This is a genomic window from Streptomyces sp. NPDC002588 (assembly GCF_040295925.1).
In the GTDB taxonomy this organism is placed as follows: domain Bacteria; phylum Actinomycetota; class Actinomycetes; order Streptomycetales; family Streptomycetaceae; genus Streptomyces.
The window spans coordinates 1-18,253 of sequence record NZ_JBEOWF010000069.1 but is presented as its reverse complement, the minus strand read 5'-3'; the positions used below and the strand labels follow the sequence as shown (position 1 = coordinate 18,253).

At 71.4% G+C, this 18,253-nt stretch carries 17 protein-coding genes and 1 pseudogene; 10 read left to right on the top strand and 8 right to left on the bottom strand.

The window, feature by feature from the left end; all coding sequences use genetic code 11:
* The first annotated feature begins 1 nt into the window (after window position 1).
* The 4 genes and pseudogenes from ABT057_RS46020 to ABT057_RS46010 all read left to right on the top strand — a co-directional run.
* The gene (locus tag ABT057_RS46020) at window positions 2–886 is read left to right on the top strand and encodes a cyclase family protein (RefSeq protein ID WP_352350788.1); all 885 of its coding nucleotides are present in this window, start codon (window positions 2–4) and stop codon (window positions 884–886) included.
* Entirely contained in the window at window positions 883–1,398 is a 516-nt protein-coding gene (locus tag ABT057_RS46015; RefSeq protein WP_352350786.1) for a gluconokinase, read from the top strand. Before ABT057_RS46020 ends, ABT057_RS46015 begins: the two co-directional genes overlap by 4 nt.
* A 78-nt stretch (window positions 1,399–1,476) precedes the next feature.
* On the top strand, window positions 1,477–1,623 hold the full coding sequence (locus ABT057_RS49355; RefSeq protein WP_502974079.1) for an NAD(P)-binding protein: 147 nt from the start codon (window positions 1,477–1,479) through the stop codon (window positions 1,621–1,623).
* A pseudogene (locus ABT057_RS46010) lies at window positions 1,617–2,198 on the top strand (GMC family oxidoreductase N-terminal domain-containing protein); the annotation flags it as partial. The gene ABT057_RS49355 and the pseudogene ABT057_RS46010, both read left to right, overlap by 7 nt.
* A gap of 69 nt (window positions 2,199–2,267) precedes the next feature.
* Here the strand turns inward: ABT057_RS46010 and ABT057_RS46005 are convergent.
* The 3 genes from ABT057_RS46005 to ABT057_RS45995 form a co-directional block, all read right to left on the bottom strand.
* On the bottom strand, window positions 2,268–3,074 hold the full coding sequence (locus tag ABT057_RS46005) for an SDR family oxidoreductase (protein ID WP_352350832.1): 807 nt from the start codon (window positions 3,072–3,074) through the stop codon (window positions 2,268–2,270).
* A gap of 315 nt (window positions 3,075–3,389) precedes the next feature.
* Window positions 3,390–4,691: a S53 family peptidase gene (locus ABT057_RS46000; protein WP_352350784.1), complete on the bottom strand. Its 1,302-nt coding sequence runs from the start codon at window positions 4,689–4,691 to the stop codon at window positions 3,390–3,392.
* On the bottom strand, window positions 4,688–7,012 hold the full coding sequence (locus tag ABT057_RS45995; protein ID WP_352350782.1) for a hypothetical protein: 2,325 nt from the start codon (window positions 7,010–7,012) through the stop codon (window positions 4,688–4,690). Before ABT057_RS45995 ends, ABT057_RS46000 begins: the two co-directional genes overlap by 4 nt.
* Before the next feature lie 227 nt (window positions 7,013–7,239).
* On the opposite strand from ABT057_RS45995, the gene ABT057_RS45990 reads away from it, so the two are divergent.
* The 5 genes from ABT057_RS45990 to ABT057_RS45970 all read left to right on the top strand — a co-directional run bounded on the left by ABT057_RS45990 (window position 7,240) and on the right by ABT057_RS45970 (window position 12,204).
* Window positions 7,240–7,935: a response regulator gene (locus tag ABT057_RS45990; protein WP_352350780.1), complete on the top strand. Its 696-nt coding sequence runs from the start codon at window positions 7,240–7,242 to the stop codon at window positions 7,933–7,935.
* Between the two features lie 56 nt (window positions 7,936–7,991).
* A complete protein-coding gene (locus tag ABT057_RS45985; RefSeq protein ID WP_352350830.1) occupies window positions 7,992–9,467 on the top strand; it encodes a sensor histidine kinase in 1,476 nt (491 codons plus the stop codon).
* Entirely contained in the window at window positions 9,464–9,982 is a 519-nt protein-coding gene (locus ABT057_RS45980; RefSeq protein WP_352350778.1) for a hypothetical protein, read from the top strand. The genes ABT057_RS45985 and ABT057_RS45980 overlap by 4 nt, the downstream gene beginning before the upstream one ends.
* 78 nt (window positions 9,983–10,060) lie before the next feature.
* Window positions 10,061–10,612, top strand: a complete 552-nt coding sequence (locus tag ABT057_RS45975; RefSeq protein WP_352350776.1) for a GNAT family N-acetyltransferase — start codon at window positions 10,061–10,063, stop codon at window positions 10,610–10,612.
* A 311-nt stretch (window positions 10,613–10,923) separates the two neighbouring features.
* Window positions 10,924–12,204: a sialidase family protein gene (locus ABT057_RS45970; protein ID WP_352350774.1), complete on the top strand. Its 1,281-nt coding sequence runs from the start codon at window positions 10,924–10,926 to the stop codon at window positions 12,202–12,204.
* A 71-nt stretch (window positions 12,205–12,275) separates the two neighbouring features.
* On the opposite strand, the gene ABT057_RS45965 is transcribed toward ABT057_RS45970, so the two are convergent.
* The 5 genes from ABT057_RS45965 to ABT057_RS45945 form a co-directional block, all read right to left on the bottom strand.
* Window positions 12,276–12,941, bottom strand: a complete 666-nt coding sequence (locus ABT057_RS45965; RefSeq protein ID WP_352350772.1) for a response regulator — start codon at window positions 12,939–12,941, stop codon at window positions 12,276–12,278.
* Complete coding sequence (locus tag ABT057_RS45960; protein ID WP_352350770.1) at window positions 12,938–14,194, bottom strand: sensor histidine kinase; 1,257 nt, start codon at window positions 14,192–14,194, stop codon at window positions 12,938–12,940. Before ABT057_RS45960 ends, ABT057_RS45965 begins: the two co-directional genes overlap by 4 nt.
* Before the next feature lie 100 nt (window positions 14,195–14,294).
* Window positions 14,295–15,116 (bottom strand): ABC transporter permease, encoded by an 822-nt coding sequence (locus tag ABT057_RS45955; protein ID WP_352350768.1) that lies wholly within the window; start codon window positions 15,114–15,116, stop codon window positions 14,295–14,297.
* Window positions 15,116–16,036 carry an ABC transporter ATP-binding protein gene (locus tag ABT057_RS45950; RefSeq protein ID WP_352350766.1) on the bottom strand — a complete coding sequence of 307 codons (921 nt, stop codon included), beginning with the start codon at window positions 16,034–16,036 and terminating at the stop codon, window positions 15,116–15,118. The genes ABT057_RS45955 and ABT057_RS45950 overlap by 1 nt, the downstream gene beginning before the upstream one ends.
* A gap of 182 nt (window positions 16,037–16,218) precedes the next feature.
* Entirely contained in the window at window positions 16,219–17,337 is a 1,119-nt protein-coding gene (locus ABT057_RS45945) for an RICIN domain-containing protein (protein WP_352350764.1), read from the bottom strand.
* Window positions 17,338–17,718: 381 nt separating this feature from the next.
* Between ABT057_RS45945 and ABT057_RS45940 the strand changes: the two genes are divergently transcribed.
* The gene (locus tag ABT057_RS45940; protein ID WP_352350762.1) at window positions 17,719–18,162 is read left to right on the top strand and encodes a hypothetical protein; all 444 of its coding nucleotides are present in this window, start codon (window positions 17,719–17,721) and stop codon (window positions 18,160–18,162) included.
* Window positions 18,163–18,253 lie beyond the last annotated feature (91 nt).

Below are 18,253 nucleotides of genomic sequence, written 5' to 3'. Positions count from 1 at the left end.
CATGGTCACCCATACCCGTCGGGCAGGACCGCCACGGCTCACCGCGGACGAGTTCGGCGTGCTGTACCGGCGCCTGCTCTCCCAGGCCGCCTGGGCCTCGGGAGACCGGGGCGCTCTGGACGCGCTCACTCCCGACCGGATGGTGGCCGCCACCCGGGAGGTGCGGACCGGCCGGACGGTGACACTCGCCGCGCCGGTGGAGACGCTGCCCGGCCCGGACAATCCGGAACCCGCGAAGCACCGGATGAGCGGACAGCCGGACGAAGACACCTCCAGCGGGCTCCACTTCGCGAGGGACAGCTTCGCGATGAACGTGCACGGCGGCGTGTCCGCGAGCAGCGTCACGGCGGAGGGGGCCACGGCGCTCTCCGTGGAGGCGGCGCGCGACGGGATCGTCGGACGGGGCGTGCTGCTGGACATCCCCCGGCTGCGTGGCGTGCCCTGGCTCGAACCGGGTGATCACGTGAGCGCCGACGACCTCACCGCAGCCGAGACCGCCCAGCACGTCCGCGTGACCGAGGGCGACCTCCTCTTCGTCCGGGTCGGCCACCGCCGACGCCGCGCCGAACTGGGCGCGTGGCCCGCGGCGGACGCGCGCGCGGGGCTCCATCCGTCCGCGCTGGAGTTCCTGGCGGACCGGCGGGTCGCCGTGCTCGGCGGCGACGGGAACAACGACACAGCCCCGAGTTCCACCGAGGGCGTCGACTTCCCCGTGCACGTGCTCGCGATCCACGCCTTGGGCCTGCACCTGCTGGACTACCTGCAGTTCGAGGACCTGGCACCGGTCTGCGCGGCGGAGGGACGCTGGTCCTTCCTCAGCGTGATCGCCCCGCTGCGGCTGCCGGAAGCCACCGGATCACCGGTCAACCCGACAGCCGTGCTGTGACCCCGGTGCCCACGGTCGTGGTGGTCATGGGTGTCTCGGGATCCGGCAAGTCCACCGTGGGACTGCTCCTCGCGCGGCGCCTCGGGGTGCCCTTCCTGGAGGCGGACGACGTCCACCCGGCCGCGAACCGCGCCAAGATGGCCGCGGGCCGCCCGCTCGACGACGAGGATCGCCGTCCTTGGCTGCTGGCCGTCGCGGAATGGATCCGCGAGGCGACCGACGCCGGCCGGGGCGGGGTGGTGGCGTGTTCGGCCCTCAGGTACGCGTACCGGGATCTGTTCCGTGAGGCAGGCGCAGGCACGTGGTTCCTGTATCTGGCGCTCGACCGGACGACCGCCGGCCGGCGGGTCGCCGGACGCGTGGGTCATTTCATGCCCGCCCGGCTGGTGGACTCCCAGTACGCCACCCTCGAACCGCTGCGGCCGGACGAGCCCGGCCTGACCGTCGCCGCGGTGGCCGACCCGCAGACCATCGTCGAGCGGGCGGTGCGCGCCGTCCGGGCGGCGAGGTGAGTGCACACCTGTTCGACTCCGTCGGGTCGCCGGCATCCCACCCACCCGATAGTTTGGTATTCGACGCGGGACCCTCTCATGGCCGACGACCAGCACCACTACGACGTCATCATCGGTACCGGAGCGGGCGGCGGTACGCTCGCCCACCGGCTGGCCCCCACCGGCAAGCGGATCCTGCTCCTGGAGCGCGGCGACTACCTGGGAGCGGGACCCGCTTCGGCGTGAACCTCACCCAGGACGAGCACGGCCGGGCCACCCATGACAGCGTCTGCATCCGCTGCGACCGCGTCGACGGCTTCCCCTGCCTGATGGGCGCGAAGTCCGACGCGCAGGTGATCTGCGTGGACCCGGCGCTGAAGTACGACAACGTCACCATGGTGACCAACGCCGACGTGCGCCGCCTGGAGACCGACCCGACCGGACACACCGTCACCAGGGTCGTCGCCGAGCTGAGGAACGGAACGACGGAGGGGTTCAGCGCCGACATCGTGGTGGTCGCGGCCGGCGCGGTCAACTCCGCCGTCCTGCTGCTGCGTTCGGCGGGCGAAAAGCACCCCGGCGGCCTGGCCAACAGCTCGGACGTGGTGGGACGCCACTACATGCGGCACAACAACCTCGCGCTCATGGCGGTGTCGAAGGAACCGAACCCCACCAGATTCCAGAAGACCCTGGCGCTGAACGACTGGTATCTGGGCGCGGACGACTGGGAGTATCCGCTCGGCGGCATCCAGATGCTCGGCAAGTCGGACGCCGACCAGATCCACGGCGAGGCCCCGCGCTGGGCCGGTGCCGTCACACCGGCCGTGCGCGGCGAACCCCCCGCCGAGGATCACCAGCCGGCGGGGCGTGACGTGATCCCGCATCGGAGATCAGCCTCCGGTGGCGAAGCCGGGAAAGAGCGTCATTCCGCCGTCGACGTAGAGGGTGGTGCCGACGACGTAGTCGAGCAGGTCGGACGCCATGGCGACGACGGCGTTGGCGATGTCGTCCGGGTCGCCCACCCGGCGGTACGGGATCAGGCGCAGCAGATCGGCCTCGGCCTCGGGGGTGGACCAGGCGTCGCGGTTGATCGGCGTGCGGATGGCGCCGGGCGCCACCGCGTTGACCCTGATCCGCTTGGAGGCCAGCTCCTGGGCGAGGGTCTGCATCAGCATGCCCACACCCCCCTTGGAGGAGGCGTAGTTCACGTGCCCCGCCCACGGGACGATCTGGTGGACCGAGCTCATGCAGATGATCTTCCCGGCCGACCGGGAGACCTCCTCCACCACGCCGCGCCGGATGAACTCCTTGGCGGCCTCCCGCGCGCACAGGAACTGGCCGGTCAGGTTGACGTCGATGACCTTCTGCCACTGGGCGAGCGTCATCTCCGTCACGGCCGAGTCCCGCTGGAGACCCGCGTTGGCCACCATGATGTCGATGGTGCCGAACTCCTCGACCATCCGCGCGACCATGGCGGTCACCTGGTCCTCGTCGGACACGTCGGCCTCGTGGGCGTAGGCGCGGACCCCGAAGCCCTCGATCTCCTTCACGACGTTCTCGGCCTCGTGCGCGCCGGCGACGTAGTTCACCACGACGTCCGCTCCGGCCCGGCCCAGGGCGACGGCGGTCGCCAGCCCGATGCCCGAGTTGGCGCCGGTCACCAACGCCTTCTGGCCCTTGAGCAGCTGCGCGGACATGGTCCCGCGGTTCTCGACCTTCGCTGCCACCACGATCTCTCCTTCGGCGTTCGGACGGCACGCCCTCAGGAAGTGGGCGACGCGTAGAGGGAGGGCCGGGACTCGGCCGGTCGCCAGGACGGACACGGGAGCCGTGGCACACCCGGCCTCCAGACGAAAGCACCCTGCGCCGCGGGCGAGTCCGACTGGCGCGCCGCGCCGCCGATTTCGGCGGGGCATGTCACGCGGTCGGGCTACCGCGCCCCCGAGGTGGGGGGGCCGCCGCTGTGCGTCCGGCGGTGTCCGGGTACGCGGACACCGCCGGACGTGTGTCGGTCAGAACGCCGACAGGCCGTTCGGGGTGCCGTTGCCGGTGGGGGCGTCGTAGCCCGGCACCGCGGTGCAGAGGTAGTCGCCGTCGCAGGTGCCGGTGGAGCCGTCGGTCACGTCGTTGAGGCCCGTGGCCTGGGCGGAGTAGAGGCGGGAGGCGTCGGGGAAGGACTCGGGGTCGCCCGCGAGCGCGATCACTCCGGCCATGTACGGTGCCGAGGCGCTGGTGCCGCCGACGACCGTCCAGCCGCCGCTGCCTCGCGGCACGGAGGTGACGTAGACGGCGAGTCCGGTGTCGGGGTCGGCGACGGCGGAGACGTCCGCGATCGTGCGGCCGGGGCAGTCGGTGTCCTGCTGCCAGGCCGGCTTGTCGACCCAGGCCGAGCAGCCGCTGCCCGACCCGGCCCAGGCGGTCTCCTGCCAGCCGCGGTCGTTGTCGGCACGGGTGAGCGAGGTGCCGCCCACCGCGATGACGCCGGAGTACGCGGCCGGGAAGCTCGGGACCGTGTAGCCGGAGTCACCGGAGGAGGCCACCACCGCCACGCCGGGGTGGCTGAAGTCCTTGGCGAAGGCGGTCGTGCCGTGCGCCTCGGTGCCGCCGTAGCTGTTGGACACCTCGGTGGCGCCCAGCGCGACAGAGGTGTCCACCGCGGCGGCCAGGTCCGCCATGAGGGGTTCGTCGGCCTCGACCAGCAGGATGTTGCACTGGGGGCAGGCGGCGGAGGCCATCTCGAGGTCGAGCGCCGTCTCGACGGACCAGCCGCTGGGGGCACCGGATTCCGGCAGGGGGGCGGCGTCGCCGCGCTGGTTGACCTTGCGGAAGCAGCCGTTGTCCGTGGTGCACGGGGGCAGTCCGTAGGTCGCGCGGTAGACGGCCAGGTCGGCCTCGGCAGTCGGGTCGTCGTAGGCGTCGACCAGGGCGATGGTCTGGTCCTCGCCGCCGGTCGACGGCAGGTTGTAGGCGGCGCGCAGGTCCGCCGGGCCGTAGCCGTCGGGGAGATCCGTCTCGGCGGTGGTGCCACCGGCGCGCGCCTCGGCGGACGCGGCCGGTCCGCGTACTCCCAGGCCGCCGTCGACGTCGGTGCGGACGAGGGCGAGGCAGCGGGCCTGCCCGGCGGGGACGGCGTCGCAGGCGTGCTCGACGTTCGACTGTGCCGTGACGGTGCCGGCCGCCTGGGCGGTGCCGGCGGCGGGGATCGCAAGGGCCACGAGCAGTGCGGTCAGCGCGGGCCGCGCGGTGTGTATCAGGCGGACGGTCATCCGGGGATCTCTCTCCTGGTTCTCCTGGTCGGGGGCGGGTCTGGTCATGACGTGGTCGCCGCGACGGTGTAGGCGTGCGTGATGGTCTCGGTGAGCGCGTTGCCGTCGGCGTCGGCGGCGGTGACGCGGATCGCCGGGCTGGTGCCGCGCGCGGAGTCCGGGTTGGTCCAGCGGACCTGGTAGTGGCCCTTCGACCCGTGCAGGACGGTGTGCTGCCAGGTCTGGCCGTCGTCGAAGGAGACCTGCACGGCGGCGGAGGTGATCGCCGCCCGTGAACCGGCTCCGTCGAAGGTCACGTGCCCGATGTCCAGGCCCATGCTCTGAGTGGTCCGGTGACTGGTGTTCTGGTCGTCCGCGGCCAGGTCGAAGCGCGCGGTGAGCAGCGGCAGGACCATGCAGGGCGTGGACGCCGACTCTCCCTCGCAGGTGAACCGGTCCGGCAGCAGGGAGTCGGTGTCAGTCGCGGAGGGCAGGCCGAAGGTCAGTTCGGTGTGGGCGGTGGTGGACTGGCTGAGGGTGGTGTCGCCGCTGGAGTCCTGGTCGGCGACCATGCGGTACCGGGCGTCGGGCGCCGTCTGGCCGTCGACGTAGACGGCCGGGTTGTTGGGCTCGTCGTCCAGCAGCGTGCCGTCCCGGTACAGCTGGGCCCGGTAGGCGCGCGGCTGCTCGTCGTAGACGCTGGAGCCGCCGTTGTGGTCGGGTTCGCTGTCGGTCTCGGTGAGGAAGACCAGCAGGTTGCCGTCCGCCAGGCAGGCGGAACAGTCCGAGCCGCCGAACGGACCGGTCGTGTACTGGCCCAGCCCCAGGCCGATCGGGCCGCGGGCCCAGTCCTGCGTGTAGGTGCGGCCCGCGGTCAGGGTGAGGTCGCCCGAGGTGAAGGCGAGGCTCGTGCCGGGGAAGGACTGCTGTATCCAGACGCCGCCGTTGTTGCCGCTCAGGTAGTCGGTGACGCGGGCGGGCATCGTCTGCGTCACGACCGCCGACATGGCGACCGGGAGTGCGGGGTCGAGTTCGCCGCTGGTGATGATGCCGTCCGGGGAGGCCGCCGGGTCGCGGGCGTAGCGTTCCCGTACGGTGGCGAGCTGCTTCCCGGTGACCGTGATCCGCTGGTCGGCCGCCACCTGGTCGGAGACGTGCCCGCTGAGGTCGTAGCGGTAGGGGTGGGCGGTGTCCGTGCCGTGGCCCGACCACTGGGCGTAGTAGGCGACCTTGCCGACCTCGGCGGCCGGCTGGGGGTTGACGTAGACGGGGGTGGCGTCGATGGAGACCGCCGAGGCGGTGGGTGACGAGCCGATCGAGCGGCCGGTGGCGTCGGCACGCGCCCAGGTGGCGGCGACGTAGTCGGCGGTGGCCGTACGGGGCGTGGTGGCGGCGACCTGCGCTGTGGCCGTGCGGGCGTCCAGGTCCGTGGTGGTGGGTCCGGTCACGCTGAGGTCGGTCAGCGTGACCAGGGACTGCGCGGTGACGTCGCCCGAGGCGTCGAAGTCCAGCACCGGCGCGACCACGCTGTAGTGACCGGTCGGCACGGCCACCTTCTCGATACCGTCGTCCATCGGGAGGACCACGCTCATCTTGGCGGCGTCGTCGGTGTTGGTCACCAGGACCAGCCCGTTGGCCCCGGCGCCGGACCGGTCCTCGGCCGTGATCTGGAGGATGTTGAGCTTGTAATCGGCCGTGCCGCTGATGGCCGGCGTATCCACGCCGTTCGTGGCCGCCGTGCTCGCGGCGGTCGCGCCGGTGCGGCCGACGGAGGTCACTCCCGCGAAGAGCGGGGTGCTGCCCGCCTTGCGGCCGGCCCGTACGTCGGCGGCGATCCGCCGCTTCAGCAGCCGTGCCAGCTTCCTGCCGGACGTGGCCGTGGTGTACCCGCGGGCCGAGGCGCCGTGTGCGGACGAGCCGCTGGTGGACGTCAGCGTCAGCCCGGTGGGGGTGCTCGGCGTCGCGCCCCGGGCGAAGGACACGGTGACCGGGACGCGGTCGCTCGTCGACGCGTCCTCGGCGAGCGCGGTCACGTCGAACAGCGAGAGGTCCAGCTGTCTGCCGACGTACGGCTGGGCGGCGGCCGGGATCACATAGCGGTCACCCGAAGCGTCCTGGAACGACAGGAACGCACCGCTGCCGGCGGGGTTGACGGCGAGGACGCGCGGCTGCCCGGACTCGGTGGTGGTGACCATGACCTGATCGCCCGTCACCAGCGTGACGGTCCGGGTGGCGGAAGCCGTTATGGCTGTCTCGGCCGGCAGGGTTTCCTGGGCGGCGAGCGCCGGAGCGCCCAGCGTGGCGGTGGCGGTCGCGGTCACCACGACGCCCAGGGCGGCGGCCGCTCTTGCGGTGGCGGACAACCTGGTGGACAACAGGGTCAACCTCACTCGGGTCTCCTTGGGTGGGTGCCTTCCGGCAGGGGACGGCCCGGCTCCGGTCGTCGTGGGGCAGGCCGTTGATCACACAGCCGTGCAGGCGCGATGAGCGTTCAGACTGGCTGGGCAATGTGATCGAAACCCGGCTTGGAATATGACCGAACCGCAACAGCCTCGACTATGTGATCATCGTGTAACAGCGCTTCGGTCGATCGGTGAACCCTGTCGATACTGAGCGCATGCCTCGTGTCCTCGTCATCGAAGACGACCCCGCCGTCCGCGAAGGTGCCCGACTGGCCTTGCGCCGCCAGGGGCACGACGTCGCGGCGGCCGCGACCGGGGAGGAGGGTCTGGAGCAACTGCGGTCGTTCCGGCCGGACGTCGTGGTGCTCGATCTGATGCTGCCCGGGATGACCGGGCTTGAGGTGTGCCGACGGATCCGCGCGGACAGACAGGTTCCGATCATCATGGTGACGGCCATGGGCGACGACGTGGACATCGTGGTCGGACTCGAAACCGGGGCGGACGACTACGTGGTCAAACCCGTCCAGGCACGGGTACTGGAGGCCAGGATCCGCGCCGTACTGCGCCGCCTCGACGCCGGGCCGTCCCCTGCCGGCGGTGGCCCGACGGCCGAGACGTACGGCGAGCTCCGCATCGACCGGGCCGGGCTCAGCGTCACCTGCGGGGGCGACGCGGTCCCGCTGGCCCCGTCCGAACTACGGCTGCTGCTGTCCCTGTCCGCCTCCCCCGGCCGGGTGTTCAGTCGCCAGCAACTCCTGGAGGCCGTCTGGGAACACGGCTACCACGGCGACGTCCGGCTGGTCGATGCCTGCGTCAGACGGCTGCGGACCAAGCTGGGCGAGCCGCCGCGGCAACCCCGCTACATCCAGACCGTCCGGGGCTTCGGCTACCGGTTCCACAGCCCCCTGTGACGGCGCAGTTGCCCCGCCGTAGGTCCTCGCCGCGCCGGCGGCCGTTCCGTCTCCCACTGCCGCGCGGCCTGCGCGTCAGGCTCGTGGTGGCCTTCGGGCTGGTGGCCGCCGTCTCCGCCCTGTCCACCGGGGCCCTGACGTTCCGGGAGGCGCGCACCGGGATCCTCCAGCAGAGCCAGGACACCGTCATCCGCCTGCTGCGCGACCGGGTCGACTCTCTCGTGCCCGACCTGACCTTCCCGCCCAGCGGACGGGACCTGGCGTCGTTCGCGACCGAGGTCGCCCAGGACGATCCCTCGCGGAAGTGGCGGGTACTGGTCGCCTATCACGGTCTGAGCGCCACCTCCCAGCCGCGGGACCCGTTCGACGAACTGACGCCCGCCCTGCGCACGGCCGCGACCACCCATACGCCGACCGTCTTCCAGCGGGTGACGTCCGGCGGCCGCTCCTCCCTGGTCGTCGGTATGCCGGTCCTGTTCGCGGCACCGGACGGCGAGCGCAGGGCCACCGGGCTCACCGCCTTTCTGACGGTGCCTCAGACCACTGAACGGACCTACGTCCAGGCCCTGGTGACGGCCGTGGAGCGGGCCACCGTACCCGCGCTGGTCCTCGCCGTGCTGTTCGCGCTGCTGGCCGCCCGGGGCGTGCTGCGCCCCGTACGGGAACTGCGCCACGCCACCCGGCGCATCGCCGAGGGCCGGCTCGACACCCGTCTCGCCGTCCACGGCTCGGACGAACTCGCCGACCTGTCCCGCACCTTCAACGAGACCGCCGCCGCCCTGGAGGGTTCCGTCGCCGAACTGCGCAGCATGGAGGCCAAGGCCCGTCGCTTCGCCGCAGACGTCTCCCACGAACTGCGCACCCCGCTGGCGGCCATGTCGCTCGTCACCGACGTCCTCGACGAGGACGCCGCCGGACTCGAGCCCGACACCGCCGCCGCCGTGCGGCTGATCAGCGAGGAGACCGCCAACCTGGCACGGCTGGTGGAGGACCTCATGGAGATCTCCCGCTTCGACGCCGGTGCCGCCGCCCTGCACCTGGACGAGGTCGATCTCGCGGAGGCGGTCCGGCGCACCCTCTCGTCCAGGGCCTGGCAGGACTCCGTGGTCACCCTGCTGCCCCCGCCCGGGGCACTCCGGGGCCGGGTCGACCCCCGCCGTCTCGATGTGATCGTCGCCAATCTGGTGGCGAACGCCCTGCGCCACGGGGCGCCCCCGATCCGGCTCTCCCTGCACGGATACCAGCGGACCGCCCCAGGAGGTACGGGCAGGACGGAGCGGCGGGTGGCGATCGAGGTGCTGGACAGCGGGCCCGGCATTCCCGAGACCGTCCTGCCGCACATCTTCGACCGCTTCTACAAGTCCGACACCGCCCGCACCCGCACCGAGGGCAGCGGCCTGGGACTCGCCATCACCGCCGAGAACGTCCGTCTCCACGGCGGCACCGTCCGCGCGGCCAACCACCCCGGCGGCGGCGCCCTTTTCACCGCCGAACTCCCGCTGCCGGAGCCCGAGAAGGAGAGCCGGTCATGAAGTGGGTCATGCCGCTCGCCGGGGCTCTGCTGCTGTCGGGCTGCGGCATTTCCGCGACCGGCGTGATCCAGTCCGGCGAGCCCGCCACCGGTGTCCGGCCCGTCGCGCTGGTCTACTTCGTCGTCGACGACCGCCTGGTCCCCGTCTACCGCGAGATCGCCGACCCGGTGAACGTGCGCACGGCCGTGGAACTCCTGCTGACCGGTCCGGACCCGTCGGAACGGAAGCGCGGCCTGACGACCGCACTCGTCCGCGTCCCCACCCCGGAGATCAGCGCCGACGGCGCCCGGGTATCGCTTCAACTGTCCGCGGGCCCCCACCCGCTGCCGCCGATCGCCGTCCGGCAACTGATCTGCACGGTCGCCGAGGCACGCCTGGCCGCCGACCCGGACGCCGCGGCGACCGGGGTGACCGTGGTCGTGACCGGACCCGACGGGCAGCGCACACAGGGCACCAGCCTCGGCTGCTCCGTGCTCGCCAGCCCTCCCGTCAGAACCACGCGGTCTCCAGGCTGACCACCGCCTCGGGGTCAGGAAGCGATGGTCGTCATCTGGCCGGTGCCGCCGTCAGTGGAGTGCGATAGGTTGCCCGCCATGCCCGAACTCGGACCCGTCGCCTGGCCACCCGCCCCGATCAGGACCGAACGGCTCGTGCTCCGCGAGTCCCGGGCCCGGGACCGCGCGGCGTTCATCGAGCTGTTCGCCTCGCCCGAGGTGCGCACCTACCTCGGTGGCCCTCGACCGCGTGACGAGCTCGAACGCGCGGTGCCCGAGGTGCCCGGGCGGCGCCCCGGCCTTTTCGTGATCGATCTCGACGGAGCGACGATCGGCACGGTCACGCTCGACCGGCGCGACGCGGAGCGTCCCGGGCACCTCCGTCCGGACGCCGGGGAGGCCGAACTCGGCTACATGTTCCTCCCGCAAGCGTGGGGACACGGGTACGCCGCCGAGGCGTGCGCAGCGGCACTCGACTGGTTCACCGACGCGCTTCCCGGCGAGCCGGTGGTGCTCTGCACCCAGACCGCCAACGACCGCTCGATGCGTCTCGCGGCGAAGCTGGGGTTCACCGAGGTGGAGCGGTTCGAGGAGTACGGCGCCGAGCAGTGGTTCGGCGTGCGGTCCCCCGTCCCGCCCCGGCTCGGCTGACCGGCTGGTACCGCGGTACCACCCGACCGAGCCGATTGTCTCCCGTGGTCCCACGGATACGGCCGTTGACGAATTTAGCCTGAACGGGCGCTCCCACCAGGGGAATCATCAGCATTGAGCGGGTCTTTTTCGCAGAGAAATCGACGCTCCTCAATCCGGCCTTTTCGGCCTTGCGCCCCGGAGCGCAAAGAAGACCCTTCTGCCAGACGTGAACATCGAGGATCACTATGGTGCTGTTCAAGAGTTCGTCCACGAAGTTGAGCGCGGCGGCAATCTCCGCGCTGTTCCTTCTGTGTGAATCACCCGCCGCCGTGGCGGCGCCGAGCGTCCAGGGCCAGGCGGGCAACGCGGCCGTTCACGAAGTCGACGTCACCGACATGCCGGCCACCAAGGAGGGGCAGCCGACGGTGGCCGTCAATCCGAGAAACCCGAAGAACCTGGTGTTCGTCTCGACGATCTTCCCGCCGTCACCGGGCCTGGAACCGGTCGACGGCGGGTGTTTCCTGGCCTACTCGAACGACCGGGGCGACACCTGGACCCGGGTCGCGTGGCCGCTGGGCGACGCGGCGCCCAAGTGCGGCGAACCTAGCGTGCAGTTCGACGCGAAGGGGACCGTGTACGTGGACAACAACCAGGTCAGCTCGGGCCTGGACGCGAACCTGGTGAACCACAACCAGGTCGCGAAGTCGACGGACGGTGGCCGGACCTGGACCGACCCGGTGTCCACACCGCTTCTCCTCGGCGGTGCCCCGAAGATGCGGGTGGACGTCGCGACCGGCAAGGTCTACGCAGTCGCGGGAGCGGCTTGGGAGTACCCGAGCGCGGTCTCCGTCAGCGCCGACGGCGGCAGGACCTTCAGCAGCGACTCGCGGGTGATCCCGGGCCCGATGCCCTGCATCGAAGTGGCTCCGGGCATCCCGCTGGTCTGCGGCTATCCGGGTCGTGAGATCGCCGTGTACGGCGGGATCCTGGTGTCCGCCTCGCAGGAGGCGGGAAAGCCGGTGGCCTTCCACGTCAGCCGTGACGACGGCAGGACGTGGACGAACACGACGGTGAACGACGGCCGGGGAACGCCCGTTGCGGCGGGCACCGGGGCTCTCGTGCCGACTCCGGGTCTGGGTGCGGCTGCCGACCCCGTCCCGTGGGTTGCTGCCGATCCCTCCCACCGCGGCCGGTTCGCCGTCATGGTGCCCCGGGACTCCGACACCCTGGAGGTCTACGTCACCCCGGACGCCGGCCGGACCTGGACCGGGCCGACCGTGATCTCCACTCCGAACGCCCAGCGGCCGGCGATCGACTTCGGCACCGACGGTGATCTGGGTGTCATGTGGCGGACCACCACGGGCGACGCGTTCTCGGTCGTCTCGTTCGACCACGGACGCTCGTTCAGCTCCCCGGTGCAGGTCAACCATGTGACCGAACCGGTCGGAGAGATGGGCCCTCCCGGTGACCGCTGGTCGGGGATCACCATCGCCGGCGGTTACGCGTATGTCACATGGGCCGACGGGCGGGGCGGATCCTCCCTGGATTCCAATCTCAGCCGGGTCCCGCTGAAGCTGTTCGAGCGCACGGCCTCGAAGGCGACGAACTGACGAAAGGGTGACGCGTGGCGATGTTCCGTCGAGGCGCCTCGGCGGAACATCGCCACGCGGCCGACAGATCGTCAGGGGCGGGGAGTGACCAGTCCCGCGTCGTAGGCGACGATGACCGCCTGGATCCGGTCGCGGGCGCCGACCTTGGCCATGACCCGGCCGACGTGCTTCTTCACTGTGGACTCGGTCAGCACGAGACGGTCGGCGATCTCCGCGTTCGTCCACCCCATGCCGATCGCCACGAGCACCTCGTGCTCGCGCTCGCTGAGCGCGGCCAGCCGCTCGTCCGTGTGACGCCGGGCGCCGGGTGCCAGAACGTGATGGGCGTGGGCGTCGAGCAGACGGCGGGTCAACCGGGGTGACACGACGGCGTCGCCGGTCGCGACCGCCTGGATCCCGGCGAGGAGTTCCGCCGGTTTGACGTCCTTCAGCAGGAAGCCGCCTGCCCCGGCGCGCAGGCCGGCGTAGGCGTACTCGTCGAGATCGAAGGTGGTCAGGATGAGCACCCGGGTGCGAGCGCCGGCCGCCACGATCCGGCGGGTCGCCTCGATACCGTCGACACCGGGCATCCGGACATCCATCAGAACCACGTCGGGACGCAGGTCGGCCGCCATGCGGACGGCCTGCGCGCCGTTGTCGGCCTCCCCGACGACGCTCATGCCGGGGGTGCCGTCGAGCAGCATCCGGAAACCCATGCGGGGCAGCGGCTGGTCATCGGCGATCAACACGGTGGTCATGACGCGGGCTCTCCTGATGTGGCCGAGGCGGACGGATCGAACAGGACTTCCACGATCCAGCCCTGACCGTCGTCGCGCGGTCCGATGGTGACCGTGCCGTCGTAGAGCGCGGCCCGTTGGCGGATGCCGACCAGGCCGTGCCCGGTGTCCCCGCGAGGAGCCGTGGACCGTCTCCGCGACGATGAACCGGTGTCGGTGACCCGGACGCACAGCCGGGTGTCCTCGACCGCGACCGTGACATCGGCCGTGGCACCGGCGCCGACGTGCTTGAGGGTGTTGGTCAGGGCTTCCTGCACTACACGGAAGACCGTGAGCTGGACGCCGCGGCCCAGCGCGTCGACTGGTCCTGCGGTGCGGTAAGTCACCGGCAGGCCCGCCGCGCGTACCCGGCCGAGCAGGGTTTCCAGGTCGCGGATGCCCGGCTGCGGGGACCGGAGCGTGCTGTCGTCCTCCGACTCCGGGGACTCGCGCAGCACGCCCAGCACGCGACGCAGCTCGTCCATCGCCTGTCGGCCGGTGTCGCCGATGAGATGGAGTGCCTGCTCGGTCCGGCCGGGGTCGCGGGTGGTGAGCACGGCGGCGCCGTCGGCGAGGTTCACCATGACCGACAGGTTGTGGCCGACGATGTCGTGCATCTCCCGGGCGATGCGGGCGCGTTCCGCCGCCGCCGTCAGCCGGACGCGTTGGTCGCGCTCGATCTCCAGCCGTGCCGCCCGGTCTCGCAGCGCGGACAGGTACAGCCGGCTGATCCGGAAGGTCAGGCCCAGGGCGACGGCCCCGACGCCGGTGCCGGTGGACAGGATCAGAAAGGCCACCGGACTGTCCGCCGGTATCACGAAGACCACGATCAGCACCCACCCCGCCACGGTCACCGGCAGCGCCCGGCAGACGGCCCGCGGCGAACCATGCAGGGCGAGGTCGTACAGGACGACGAGGAGAACGGCCGCGGCCGCGGGCCCCAGGCCCAGCGACCACAGCACCGGACACACGAGGAGGCTCACGCCGAAGACCGCAACGGGAGCGCGGCGCCGCCACCACAGCGGCACGACCAGCACGGCCGCGGTGGCCAGCACCACTCCCACGGGCAGGCCGGCTCCCACCGGGCGCGACACCGGGTGCCCCGGGCTGTGCACCAGCAGGTCCGGTGGCGCCGCCGCCGCGGCCAGGACGACGACGGCGGTGTCCAGCAGCCACGGACGCCGCCGGTCCGTCTCCCTCAGACGGCTCAGCATCCGCAGCAACAGCAGCGTCACGGGGTGTCGCCACACGGCGTCAGGCCCGGGCGAGGGTGAAGCCGACACCGCCCGAGCCATGGTCCTTTCGTTCATCGGCCCCATCCTGGCGGACACAACCTCAGACGTCGCTGCTGCGCAGCCTGTGGACCGCACCGGCCAGCAACAGCACGGCCCACACCACCAGCGCCGTCACACCTGCTCCGGGACTGACCAGAGAGCCGCCGGAGGCGTGCAGGGTCATCACCGACTGGCCGGCGTTACTGGGCAGATAGCGGCTGACGGTGTCACCCAGGGAGCTGGGCAACAGCCCGGTCAGACCGGGCAGTACGAGCACCACACCGGCCAGGATCGCGATGCCCCCGGCGTTGTTGCGCACCAGCAGACCGACCGTCACGCCGTACACACCGACCAGACCCAGGTACAGGCCCGCACCCACCAGGCACCGGAACACCCCGGCGTCGCCGAGGGACAGGGCGATCTTCTCACCGTGCAGCGCGGCGCTCCCGAGCAGGAAGGAGACCAGGGCGCCGAGGGTGGACATGACGAACGCGATCGGGCCGAAGACCGCGCACTTCGCCCACAGCACGGGCAGGCGGCCCGGCACGGCCGCGAACGTCGAGCGGACCATCCCCGTGCTGTACTCACCTGCTGACAGCAGGACTCCGAGGGCACCGATGGCCAGTGCCGCGAGGTTGGTGCCGGCCAGGGCCAGGGTCAGCGCCGCACCGGACTCCGCGTCCTTGCCACCCAACGGGCCGCTCGGGCTGTACAGGGCGGCGGCGATCACCCCGATGGCCACCAGGAACAGCACGGCCACGCCCAGCGTGATCCAACTGGAGCGCAGTGACCAGAACTTGGACCATTCGGACCGGACCACCCGCCGGCCGGTCACACGGTACGCCGGACGGGGCGTGGTGGCTGTGACGGTGCTCGCGGTCATCAGGCGGCCCTCCCTGCGTCGCTGCTGTGGTACTCCACCGCGTCCTGGGTCAGATTCATGAAGGCTTCCTCCAGGGACACCGACTCGGTGACCAGTTCATACAGCGGCACCTGATGCTCGGCGGCCATCCGGCCGATCTGCCGCGTGTCCAGGCCGGAGACGACCAGCCGCTCGGCACCCGTCGAGGTGACGGTGACTCCAGGTGCCGTCAGCACCGAGCGCAGCCGTGTGGGCTCGCTGGTGGCCACCCGGACCCCCCTGTCCTCGGTCTGTTCGACCAGCGCGTCGACGGTCGTCTCGGCCAGCAGCCGCCCCCGGCCGACGACCACAAGGCGGTCGGCGGTCTGCGCCATCTCGCTCATCAGATGCGAGGACAGCATCACCGTGCGGCCCTCGGCGGCCAGTCCGCGCAGCAACTCCCGTACCCATCGCACGCCTTCCGGGTCCAGCCCGTTGACCGGCTCGTCCAGCATCACCACAGCGGGATCACCGAGGAGCGCGGCGGCGATCCCCAGCCGCTGCCCCATCCCCAGCGAGAACGCTCCGACCCGCTTGTGCGCCACGGCGTTCAGACCGGCCAGGTCGATGACCTCCTCCACCCGCCGCCTCGGCACGCCGTGCGTGTAGGCCAGCGCCATCAGATGGTGGAACGCGCTGCGGCCCGGATGCACCGCCTTCGCCTCCAACAGCACCCCCAACTCCTGCAAGGGCGCGTTGTGTTGCGCATAGCGTTTGCCGTTGACCAGGGCCGTGCCGCTGGTCGGCGCGTCCAGGCCCACGATCATCCGCATGGTGGTGGACTTGCCCGCCCCGTTGGGCCCAAGGAACCCGGTGACCTGCCCCGGCGGGGCGGTGAAACTCAGGTCGTCCACCGCCGTCTTGTCCCCGTACCGCTTGGTCAGCTCACGTACTTCGATCATGGTGCTGCTTCCCGTTCCTGCCTGGCCCGGCGTCCGGCCGGGTCACTACCAGCTAGGCTAGGAGCGGACGCGCCACAACCCGTGGACCCGCAGGACACAAACACCGCCGACCACTGGTACCGCGGTACCACCGACCGGCCGCCGCTCCTCGACGGACCAACCGTTGCCTGCCGGGACAGCCCCTAGTCGGAGAAGTCCTGCGTCATCCAGACGGTCCCGTTCGAGTCCCGGTACACCGAAATGCCGACGTGAGCGAACGAGGAACTCAGGATGTTGCGCCGGTGGCCATCGCTCGGCGGCTGCTCGGCGAGCATCTGCCGGGTGAGGTCCACCGCCGCCCGGGCGATGGCATCGGCATCGTTGCTGATGCCGTCGGACTCGCCGATGTTCTCGCCGGCCGCCGTCCACTTCACACCCGCAGCCGTCTCCCGGGCCCCCAACGCGGCCTCGCCCGGGCATTGGTGGGACAGGCCACATCCGTCGGCCATCACGGCGGTGTGCGCGGCGGCGCTGCGGTTCAGACCGTCACTGGTGGAGTAGTCCCGCAGGCCGGCCGCCTCCCGGGCCTGGTTGATCGTGGCGAGCACCTGTTGCGCCGGATCGGCGCTGGTGGTGGCGCTCGGGGTGGGGGTGGGCTGCGGGGTCGTTTCCGAGGTGCTCGGCGACGGCGTGCCGGTGCCGGCCACCGCCGCCAGCTTCCACTGCTGGTTGTCGCCTCCGGTGTCGTGGTACTGGATGATCGCCGCACCGTCCGCCGTGGACGCAGACCTGACGTCCAGCACCTTGCCGCTGTTGCGCGACACGATCTTGACGGCGCCGCCGGTCACGTCATCGATCTGCCATTGCTGGTTCGCGGCTCCGGTGTCGGTCGCCTGCTGGACCGCCGCGAAGTCCGCCGTCGAGGCGCCCTTGACCTCCAGCACCTTGCCGCTGTTGCGGTTGACCAGTTCGTAGTAGCCGTCGCCGGTGGACTTCAGCTGCCATTCCTGGTTCTTACCGCTGTTGTCCTGATACTGGATGATCGCCGCACCGTCCGCCGTGGAATTCCCGTTCACGTCCAGCAGCTTGCCGCTGTGCACGGATATCAGGTGGTAGTAGGCGGTGGCATCGATCGTCGCCGCCTCGGAACTCGACTGGGAAAACAGGAGAAAAGGCCCCAGGACGGCGGGTATGCCGATCAGCAGGCCGGTCGCGGTCCACCGCCGCCGGTGGCGCCCACGGACTCGCCCGACCCTTTCGTCAGCCTGCGGTTCCGGGCTTTCGTCTGCTATTTCGCTCACGCGGCGGATCTCCTTGATCACAAACTCTCGGCGCGGTGACCGACGGTCGCCCCCTCACGGCCGTCCTTGCCACACCGCTGTTCACCATTCCGCTCGGCCTGAGGGCTCAGGGCGAGGTCACTGCATCTGCCTTTGGTGGTAGCCGAGTCGAAAAAGGTTGCCGCTCCGTGTGGATGGCTTGTCCGCCGACGCGATGCCGCCGTGGCGTCTGTCCGGGTTCCGGGAGGCGGGCTGCCGTGTCCACCTCATGGCATGCCGCCGGCCTCGCGAGGTGCGTACCGGCCCTGCCCGGCCGCCGCAGCAGCCGCACGCGCGGCCTTCGGACAGGCCGGAGTGGGCAAGTCACGGCTCGCCGACGAGCTTTTCACCCGGGCGGTGGCCGGAGGAGCCAAGGGGATCCGGGTGACCGCGAGTACCGCAGCCGCAGCCGCGCCGATGGGCGCGATCACACACCTGATACCGGCAGGCGTCGACCTGTCCGACCCGGTCTCCGGGTTCGCCGAAACCGCCAGGCTGCTGGCCGGCCCCCGGGGAGACGACAGGTGGGCGGTCCTGATGGACGACCTGCACCTGCTGGACAAGGCGTCCAACGCGCTGCTGCGCCATCTGCTCGACGCAGGCGCGATCCGGTTGATCGCCACGGTGCGCACCGGCGGCCGGTCGCGGACGCGGTGGAGGCCCGCGGGTGGGCCGCAGCCTACCGGGGCAGAGTGGGGTGGCTGGCCGGCGACTCGGCGACCGCACGCCGCTGGTACGCCGAAGCCATCGCCCAAGGCCAGATCCATCACCAGATCCGGCCGCTGTTCCAGGCCTGGGGAGGCCCGGCCGCCGCAGCCGCGCTGCTAGGGCCCTTCTGATGGATCTCCGTGGGAGAAGGAGCGGCGTTCGGTGCGTGCTCTCGGCGTGCCGGGCGGAAGCCCTCGTAGCGGAGCTACTA

Bases quoted from the DNA above. Each gene is read 5' to 3' on its own strand.
- ABT057_RS46020 (WP_352350788.1), top strand. From the start codon at position 2: ATGGTCACCCATACCCGTCGGGCAGGACCGCCACGGCTCACCGCGGAC.
- ABT057_RS49355 (WP_502974079.1), top strand. From the start codon at position 1,477: ATGGCCGACGACCAGCACCACTACGACGTCATCATCGGTACCGGAGCG.
- ABT057_RS46005 (WP_352350832.1), bottom strand. From the start codon at position 3,074: ATGTCCGCGCAGCTGCTCAAGGGCCAGAAGGCGTTGGTGACCGGCGCC.
- ABT057_RS46000 (WP_352350784.1), bottom strand. From the start codon at position 4,691: ATGACCAGACCCGCCCCCGACCAGGAGAACCAGGAGAGAGATCCCCGG.
- ABT057_RS45990 (WP_352350780.1), top strand. From the start codon at position 7,240: ATGCCTCGTGTCCTCGTCATCGAAGACGACCCCGCCGTCCGCGAAGGT.
- ABT057_RS45980 (WP_352350778.1), top strand. From the start codon at position 9,464: ATGAAGTGGGTCATGCCGCTCGCCGGGGCTCTGCTGCTGTCGGGCTGC.
- ABT057_RS45975 (WP_352350776.1), top strand. From the start codon at position 10,061: ATGCCCGAACTCGGACCCGTCGCCTGGCCACCCGCCCCGATCAGGACC.
- ABT057_RS45965 (WP_352350772.1), bottom strand. From the start codon at position 12,941: ATGACCACCGTGTTGATCGCCGATGACCAGCCGCTGCCCCGCATGGGT.
- ABT057_RS45955 (WP_352350768.1), bottom strand. From the start codon at position 15,116: ATGACCGCGAGCACCGTCACAGCCACCACGCCCCGTCCGGCGTACCGT.
- ABT057_RS45950 (WP_352350766.1), bottom strand. From the start codon at position 16,036: ATGATCGAAGTACGTGAGCTGACCAAGCGGTACGGGGACAAGACGGCG.